The sequence below is a fragment of the Streptomyces niphimycinicus genome, assembly GCF_018883605.1.
In the GTDB taxonomy this organism is placed as follows: Bacteria; Actinomycetota; Actinomycetes; order Streptomycetales; family Streptomycetaceae; genus Streptomyces; species Streptomyces niphimycinicus.
This window is the reverse complement of the sequence record NZ_JAHLEM010001264.1, coordinates 1-1,086: the sequence shown is the minus strand read 5'-3', so window position 1 is coordinate 1,086 and position 1,086 is coordinate 1. Positions and strand designations below refer to the sequence as shown.

Here is a 1,086-nt window from a genome sequence, read left to right as displayed (position 1 = left end):
TCCGCGCCGCGCGCCCGCCGGACCACCTTGCGGATCCGGGCGTCCTGCCAGTCCCGTACGGCCTGGGCCCACTCGCCGTCCGCGGCCGTCGCCCGCTCGTCCGACAGCAGCACCAGCACCGCGCGCGCCGCCGTCTCCAGGGCGTCCGTGCGCGCCGGGGGCGCGGCCTTCTCGATCCGGACGACCAGGGGCAGGACGAACTGGGGCGCGGCGTCCCGGTCGGTCTCGGAGTGCCGGAAGGGGCTGCTGTCGGCGCCGGATCCGGTGCCGTGGTGAGCGGTTGCCCGGGTGCTGGTCTCGGTGCTGGTCTGGGTGCCGGTCTCGCTGTGGACTTCGGGGCTGGCGTCGGTGCTGGTCACGCGCCCAGTGTGCCAGGACCGCGGCGGCGGTCGCCGGGCCCGGCCACCCCCCTATGCTCAACCACCATGAGACTGCGAGGAGTCGGCCGCCGCTACGGCCTGGGCGGGCCCTGGGTGCTGCGCGGTGTCGATCTCGAGGTGCCGCCGGGTTCGCTGACCCGAGTCGAGGGGCGCAACGGCAGCGGCAAGTCCACCCTGCTGCGGCTGCTCGCCGGGATCGACGCCCCCAGCACGGGCCGGATCACCGGCCGCCCGGCCACCGCGTACGTCCCCGAGCGGTTCCCGGCCGAGCTGCCGTTCTCCGCCCTCGGCTACCTCACCCACCTGGGCCGCATCCACGGGCTGTCCCGCGCCGCGGCGGTGCGCGGAGCGGGGGAGTGGCTGGAACGGTTCGGGGCGGACGGATACGCCGGCACGCCGCTCGCCGAGCTGTCCAAGGGCACCAGCCAGAAGATCGCCGTGGCACAGGCGCTGCTGGCCGCCCCCGGGCTGCTGGTCCTGGACGAGGCATGGACCGGCCTCGACCAGGCCGCGCGCGGGGTGCTGGACGCGGCGGTCGCCGAGCGGGTGGCCGACGGCGGCGCGGTCGTCTTCGTCGACCACGACCCACGCCGCCTCGCCGGGGCCCCGGCCCGGGTCCTGCGCGTCGCCGAGACCCGGCTGGTGCCGGTGGACACGGAGGCACCGGGGACAGCGGTTCCGCCCGGCCGGGAGCCCGCGCCACGGG

1 protein-coding gene and 1 pseudogene are annotated in these 1,086 nt (G+C 77.1%); one reads left to right on the top strand and one right to left on the bottom strand.

Annotated elements, in window-relative coordinates:
• Positions 1-359, bottom strand: a pseudogene (locus tag KN815_RS49255) (peptidyl-tRNA hydrolase); the annotation flags it as partial.
• A 66-nt stretch (positions 360-425) separates the two neighbouring features.
• Here KN815_RS49255 and KN815_RS49250 point away from each other — a divergent pair.
• The coding region (locus KN815_RS49250) for an ABC transporter ATP-binding protein (RefSeq protein ID WP_216348222.1) at positions 426-1,086 on the top strand (661 nt) is incomplete at its 3' end.